Annotated in this window: 6 protein-coding genes and 1 pseudogene; 2 read left to right on the top strand and 5 right to left on the bottom strand. The window is 50.8% G+C overall.

What is annotated here, in order from left to right:
• Positions 1-256 precede the first annotated feature (256 nt).
• Positions 257-1051, top strand: a complete 795-nt coding sequence (locus tag OQV04_RS22595; protein WP_247806857.1) for a DUF2686 family protein — start codon at positions 257-259, stop codon at positions 1049-1051.
• A gap of 140 nt (positions 1052-1191) precedes the next feature.
• Here the strand turns inward: OQV04_RS22595 and uxuR are convergent, their stop codons facing one another.
• The 3 genes from uxuR to uxuA form a co-directional block, all read right to left on the bottom strand.
• Complete coding sequence (gene uxuR / locus OQV04_RS22590) at positions 1192-1965, bottom strand: Uxu operon transcriptional regulator (RefSeq protein ID WP_000833691.1); 774 nt, start codon at positions 1963-1965, stop codon at positions 1192-1194.
• 214 nt (positions 1966-2179) lie between these two features.
• Positions 2180-3640, bottom strand: coding sequence for a fructuronate reductase (locus tag OQV04_RS22585; protein ID WP_000208194.1), 1461 nt, complete (start codon positions 3638-3640; stop codon positions 2180-2182).
• 80 nt (positions 3641-3720) lie between these two features.
• Complete coding sequence (gene uxuA, locus OQV04_RS22580; protein ID WP_000438582.1) at positions 3721-4905, bottom strand: mannonate dehydratase; 1185 nt, start codon at positions 4903-4905, stop codon at positions 3721-3723.
• 339 nt (positions 4906-5244) lie between these two features.
• Between uxuA and gntP the strand changes: the two genes are divergently transcribed.
• On the top strand, positions 5245-6588 hold the full coding sequence (gene gntP / locus OQV04_RS22575) for a gluconate permease GntP (RefSeq protein WP_000558251.1): 1344 nt from the start codon (positions 5245-5247) through the stop codon (positions 6586-6588).
• A gap of 172 nt (positions 6589-6760) precedes the next feature.
• Here gntP and fimH read toward each other — a convergent pair.
• Positions 6761-7315 (bottom strand): annotated as a pseudogene (gene fimH / locus OQV04_RS22570) (type 1 fimbria D-mannose specific adhesin FimH); the annotation flags it as partial.
• Between the two features lie 16 nt (positions 7316-7331).
• Positions 7332-7391, bottom strand: a 60-nt coding sequence (locus tag OQV04_RS25295; RefSeq protein ID WP_071528444.1) for an IS1 family transposase, incomplete at its 5' end; no start/stop codon positions are given.

The following is a 7391-nucleotide window of genomic DNA, read 5'->3' as shown; positions in this document are numbered from 1 at the left end:
CTGATAGAAACAGAAGCCACTGGAGCACCTCAAAAACACCATCATACACTAAATCAGTAAGTTGGCAGCATCACCGTGTTTCCCACCATTTAATATCACTGTGTAGAGTTGATATCACTACAACAGAAACATGCATGTCATTTGTTTACTTCTCTTTTTACCACAGAAAAATTTATCTATTTTTCTAAGCATCAGTGAAATACTCATAAAGGTAACTATTATGTCTATGCCATTAAGCAATGCCCTTCAGAGTTAAATTATTACATATAATCACTTCCTTCATCATCCAAAAGTCGACAGTGAGTTAACACGTAAACATGAACGTGCACGCATGGATACGGAAAATATCTATCTTCCGCCTCTTGCTCGTGGCAATAACCATAATTACGATGGAAAAAGCGTTGTCGAAATTAGAAAACTTGATATTAGTAAAGAGTCCTGGCCATTTAATTATGTGACAGAAACATGCAGAGAATTCAATGGTATTACAACAACAGGACGTATGCTCTATCGAAACTTGAAAATCACCTCAGCTTTAGACGAAATATATGGTGGCATATGTAAAAAGGCGCATGCTGCTACAGAATTAGCAGAAGGTTTACGGCTAAATTTATTTATGAAGAGCCCTTTCGATCCTGTTGAGGACTATACAGTTCATGAAATAACATTAGGCCCTGGTTGCAATGTTCCAGGTTACGCCGGAACCACGATAGGATATATTTCAACCCTTCCAGTTTCTCAGGCAAAAAGATGGACCAATGAGCAGCCAAGAATTGATATCTATATTGATCAGATAATAACTGTCTCAGGGGTAGCAAATTCTTCCGGATTCGCCCTTGCCGCATTACTTAATGCTAATATTGAGATGGGAAATGACCCAATCATTGGTATAGAAGCCTATCCTGGTACCGCGGAGATCCATGTAAAAATGGGATATAAAGTTATCCCCGGTGATGAAGATGCGCCACTCAAACGCATGACTCTGCAACCGTCATCTCTTCCAGAACTGTTTGAATTAAAAAATGGTGAATGGAATTATATTGGTAAATAGCAACTGAGAAGAATGAGTACTAATATTCAGGTTATACAGATATTTAAACAATACCCTGCAATTTACAAAGCAATACTCATTGCGACTTCTTAATTTAAGAAAGCGCAAGGAACGTTTACCCTTGCGCTTATTATAATAAGTCAGACGTCGACTTTATCCAGCGGCCATGAATCAAACAGATAGCCGTCAAAATAAATATCGTCAACGTTCGAGAATTCCAGCAGACGTTGCTTAACGTTTTCCAGATGCTGCCACATTGCCAGCTTCGCCGCTCGGGCATCTTTTTTGATTAACGCGGCGAGGATCTGTTTGTGATCGCCCAACCACTCTTTGCGATACAGGCTGTCATCCAGATGGCTGTGCAACTGGATCCACATTGGATTGTTTTCCCGCCACTGCCAGGACTGACGGAATAACTCCACCAGCATGCTGTTATGCGTTGCTTCGGCAATGGCGAGATGGAACTGCATATCACCGCTTTCGCTGCTACCCGGCGCGCTGGAAGCCAGTTCACGCTCTTCCAGTTGCAATGCCTGACGCATTTTGACGATATCTTCGCGGGTAGCCTGCAAAGCGGCAAATTCCGCGATGTTACTTTCCAGTAACTGACGCGCCTGTAACAGCTCAAAAGGACCCGCATCATTACAGACGTTGGCATCCGAACTGTCTGTGTTGTGGCTGCCTGAGCTATCAAGAACATAGATACCGGCACCCCGGCGCACTTCCACCAGCCCTTTGATCTCCAGCATGATCAGCGCTTCACGTACCACCGTCCGCGTGACATCAAGCATTTCTGCAATTTCACGCTCCGGCGGCAGCCGTTCGCCAGGATTGTACGGCGTCTTTATGATCAGATCGCGGATCATCGCCCCGACTTCCTGGTAAGGTCTTTGCGCAGAGGTGGCAGATTTCATGGTGTTGTGTCCGTTAGGTGCGGTTAATCAAATTTTTGCCGGATGCGGCGTGAACGCCTTATCCGGCCTACAACGGGCAATTTTACGGCCCCTGTTAATCTCAAACTATACCATTAGCACTGGAAGTTGGCACGTACAGGTGGGCAAAAAAACGAAAACTGGTCAACCAAATATCAGTTTGATTGACCAGTAAGTCTGTAGGGTAATCAGTTAGTTACAGCGCAGCCACACACTCGCGCGCACCGCGTTCGCACAGCTGCTGATATGCCGCCGTCACCGCGCCAACAAAGTCGGCATTCTGCGGCAGATCATCGGCAAAAATACCGCTCAGGCCTAGCAGCGCTTTCACGCGGTCTGCGCCCTGATACTGCGCGTTAATCTTCTGGAACTCGGCCAGCATCGGGTCGACCACGTCAATGGCATTACCCTGCTCATCCACGCCCTGGGTGTAACGCATCCAGCCAGCCACGCCCAGCGCCAGGTGACGCCAGCTGCCGCCGTTTTGCAGGTGCAGACGCACCGGGTCCAGCAGACGCTGCGGTAACTTCTGGCTGCCGTCCATCGCAATCTGCCAGGTACGGTGACGCAGAGACGGGTTGCTGAAACGCTCGATCAGCAGCGTCGCATAGGCGTTCAGGTCCGTACCTTCCGGCATCGACAGCGTTGGCGCTTGTTCCTGCATCATCAGGGCAAAGGCCGCTTTGCGATAATCCGGGTTAGTCATGGTGTCGGCAATAGTTTCATAGCCGCCGAGGTAACCGAGGTACGCCAGGAAAGAGTGGCTACCGTTCAGCATACGCAGCTTCATCATTTCGAACGGCACAACGTCTGCAACGAACTGTGCGCCCACTTTATCCCAGTCCGGGCGACCATTAACGAAATTATCTTCAATCACCCACTGACGGAACGGTTCGCAGGCAATGGCGCACGGGTCGTAAACGCCCAGCTGGTCAGCAATTTCCTGTAAGGTTTCTGGCGTCGCCGCCGGAACGATGCGGTCAACCATGGTGCACGGGAAGGTGACGTTCTCTTCAATCCATGCCGCTAGCTGCGGGTCACGCGCCTGAGCCAGCCCCAGTACCGCGACCTTCGCCACATGACCGTTTTCACGCACGTTATCGCAGGACATCACCGTAAATGCTTTCAGCCCTTTTTCACGACGCAGACGCAAGGCTTCGACGATGTAACCAATCGCGGACTTCGGCGCAGTCGGGTTTTCCAGATCGTGCTTGATCAGCGGGTTATTGAGATCCAGTTGACCGCTTGCCGCATCAGCGCAGTAGCCTTTTTCCGTGACCGTCAGAGAGACAATCGCCGTTTGCGGACGCGCCATCGCGTTGAGAATACCTTCGCAGCCGTCGATTTCCGGGTGCAGCGCTTCTTTCATCGAACCGATAATTTTCAGCTCGGTGCTTTCCGCGCCTTTTTCCGCCACGGTGTACAGCAGTTGCTGTTTTTTCAGGTTTTCGATCAGCACGCGGTCGTTGCCTGGCATCAGGTTAACTTCGCAGATACCCCAGTCGCTGTCGGTGCTTTCCAGCAGATGATGGGTGTACAGCGCCTGGTGCGCACGGTGAAACGCCCCGCAACCGAGATGCACAATGCGTGATTCCAGACGAGAATGATCCCATGACGGGCGGGCAACCGGCAGATTGCTGTCAACAATAGTAGTCATCGTAAACTCCAGAATCCGTCTTCAGAGAGTGACGGCAAGGAAGAAGGAACCGGCACGGCGCGCAGCCATGCCGGTGGATATTAACGGCTAAAGAAAGCGCGCTGGATCGCCAGTTCGACACCGCGAACTTCGGCCAGGCCTTTCAGACGACCAATTGCGGAGTAACCTGGGTTGGTTTTCTTCTTCAGGTCGTCCAGCATCTGATGACCGTGGTCCGGACGCATCGGGATCAGGTCTTCTTTGCCTTCCGCTTTACGACGGTGTTCTTCTTCAACAATCGCTTTCACCACTTCGTACATATCAACGTCACCGTTCAGGTGCGCCGCTTCGTGGAAGGTTTTCGGGTTATCTTCACGCATGGTGGAGCGCAGATGGGTGAAGTAAATACGCGGACCGAACTGCTTGATCATATCAACCAGATCGTTGTCAGCACGCACGCCGTAGGAACCGGTGCACATGGTGAAACCGTTCGCCATGCTATTTACGGTATCAACCATCCACTGCATATCTTCAATGGTAGAAACAATGCGCGGCAGGCCGAGGATTGGGCGCGGCGGATCGTCCGGGTGAACAGCCATACGCACGCCAACTTCTTCGGCAACCGGAATAATCGCCTTCAGGAAGACGGCAAAGTTTTCGCGCAGTTTGGCTTTGTCGATATCTTTGTACAGCTCCAGGTGCTTACGGAACTGGTCGAGGGTGTACCCTTCTTCCGCGCCCGGCAGACCGGCAATGATGTTACGGGTCAGACGCGCTTTGTCTTCGTCGCTCATAGTGGCGAAGCGTTCAGCTGCCTGAGCAATTTCTTCTTCGGTGTAATCCGCTTCCGCACCTGGGCGTTTCAGGATATGCATTTCGAATGCAGCGAATTCGATCTGGTCGAAGCGCAGAGCTTTGGAGCCGTCTGGCAGCACGTATTCGAGGTCAGTACGGGTCCAGTCGAGCACCGGCATGAAGTTGTAGCACACGGTGCGAATACCGCACTGCGCCAGGTTGCGCAGAGTCTGCTGATAGTTAGCGATCCACTGCTCATAGTTGCCAGTGTGGGTTTTGATATCTTCGTGAATTGGCACGCTTTCTACGACAGACCACACCAGGCCTGCATCTTCAACGATAGCCTTGCGTTTGAGGATCTCTTCTACGGACCATACTTCACCGTTCGGGATATGGTGCAAAGCGGTAACCACGCCAGTCGCGCCCGCCTGACGGACATCAGCTAAAGAAACCGGATCGTTTGGGCCGTACCAGCGCCAGGTCTGTTCCATGATTTTTCCTCTTTCACATAGTGGGTTCCACAGCAAAGAGACGCGGAACCCTGGAGTTGTTTAGGTATCCGGATGAACAACCAGACCGCAGCCGTGGCGTTGCATCGGATGAGATGGCGTATAAGTTCTACCTTTTGGTAAGACATGTCAACCCGAATTCTGAAATTGGTTAACCACATCACAAGAATTTCACTCTCCTGGTTGTTGCTGCAAATTGCAGCAAAAGGTAATCGATGGTTATTGATCAGAGGATGTGACATTCATCGCAACAATGGTTGACCAATTTACATAACATGTCGCCCAAAATAACAACGGTTCAACCAGGTAAGGTAAAACGTTATGCATGTGCTTAACATTCTCTGGGTGGTATTCGGCATTGGTCTGATGCTGGTACTGAATTTGAAGTTCAAAATCAATTCAATGGTGGCCTTGTTGGTGGCGGCGCTGTCCGTCGGGATGCTGGCGGGCATGGATTTGATGTCGCTGCTGCACACCATGAAAGCGGGCTTCGGCAACACGCTGGGGGAACTGGCTATCATCGTGGTGTTCGGTGCGGTCATCGGTAAATTGATGGTCGACTCCGGCGCGGCTCACCAGATAGCGCATACGCTGCTGGCACGTCTCGGTCTGCGTTATGTACAGCTGTCGGTGATTATCATCGGCCTGATTTTCGGTCTGGCGATGTTCTATGAAGTGGCCTTTATCATGTTAGCACCGCTGGTTATTGTTATTGCCGCCGAAGCTAAAATTCCGTTCCTGAAACTGGCGATCCCGGCAGTAGCAGCTGCCACTACCGCACATTCACTGTTCCCACCGCAGCCGGGTCCGGTGGCGCTGGTGAATGCTTATGGCGCGGATATGGGGATGGTTTATATCTATGGCGTACTGGTGACGATCCCAAGTGTCATCTGCGCAGGTCTGATCCTGCCGAAGTTCCTCGGCAATCTTGAGCGCCCAACGCCATCATTCCTGAAAGCAGATCAACCGGTAGATATGAATAATCTGCCCTCTTTCGGCGTTTCGATTCTGGTGCCGTTGATCCCGGCGATCATTATGATCTCTACCACCATCGCCAATATCTGGCTGGTAAAAGATACCCCTGCGTGGGAAGTGGTTAACTTTATCGGTTCCTCGCCGATTGCAATGTTTATTGCGATGGTGGTTGCATTCGTACTCTTTGGCACCGCGCGCGGGCACGATATGCAGTGGGTAATGAACGCTTTTGAAAGCGCGGTGAAAAGCATTGCAATGGTGATTCTGATCATCGGTGCAGGTGGCGTGCTGAAGCAGACCATCATCGACACCGGCATCGGCGACACCATCGGCATGCTGATGTCCCACGGCAATATCTCGCCCTACATCATGGCATGGCTGATCACCGTACTGATTCGTCTGGCGACGGGTCAGGGTGTGGTTTCAGCGATGACCGCCGCCGGGATTATCAGTGCAGCAATCCTTGATCCAGCAACTGGTCAGCTGGTTGGCGTGAATCCGGCGCTGCTGGTACTGGCGACGGCTGCGGGTTCCAACACCCTCACCCACATTAACGATGCCTCATTCTGGTTGTTCAAAGGTTACTTTGACCTGTCAGTAAAAGACACGTTGAAAACCTGGGGTCTGCTGGAGCTGGTCAACTCCGTGGTTGGGCTGATTATTGTGCTGATTATTAGCATGGTAGCGTAAAAGAGCACCTGAGCCTGCCATTGGCAGGCTCTGTTCGGATTGTCGGTAAAGTGCGCTTTGTTTATGCCAGATGCGACGCTGACGCGTCTTATCTGGCCTACAAAGGGCTAACGTGCAGGTTTTAGCTTCAGGTAATATTGCGTACCTGCATTAGCAATGCCCTGTGATTTCTTTATTGATAAACAAAAGTCACGGCAATAATCGATTGCACATTCCCTGCAGTCACCTGCCCTCCGGTACGTGCGTAATTTGCCGTTAATCCCAGACTTACCGCCGAAGTCCCTACTGCTCCTAACGATACCGTGTTATTCGCTGGAATAATCGTACCGTTGCGCGTCAACTGTACGCCGACGCCCTGTGCAGGTGAAAACGACGCGGTATTGGTGAAAATCGAGTTGCCCGCATCTGCGGTTGTGCCGGAGAGGTAATACCCCAGGTTTTGGCTTTTCGCACAATAAACGGTAAGAGGAATCGGCACTGAACCAGGGTAGTCCGGCAGAGTAACGGTGACATCACGAGCAGAAACATCGCAGCCGCCAGTGGGCACCACCACATCATTATTGGCGTAAATATTCCACACAAACTGGAAATCATCGCTGTTATAGTTGTTGGTCTGTCGCAAAATAAGCACGGCAATTAATGAGCCAGCTTTAATCACCACCCCGCCCGCACTGCTCACAGGCGTCAAATAAAGCGCCACCGGCCACGGCTTATCCGTTCTCGAATTAGGTAATGACTCCAACTTATTGATAGTGTTTTATGTTCAGATAATGCCCGATGACTTTGTCATGCAGCTCCACCGA

It is taken from the genome of Escherichia sp. Lx600-2, from assembly GCF_036662595.1.
In the GTDB taxonomy this organism is placed as follows: Bacteria; Pseudomonadota; Gammaproteobacteria; order Enterobacterales; family Enterobacteriaceae; genus Escherichia; species Escherichia coli.
Note: the sequence above shows the minus strand (reverse complement) of the source record. Positions and strands in the feature narration are given on the sequence as shown.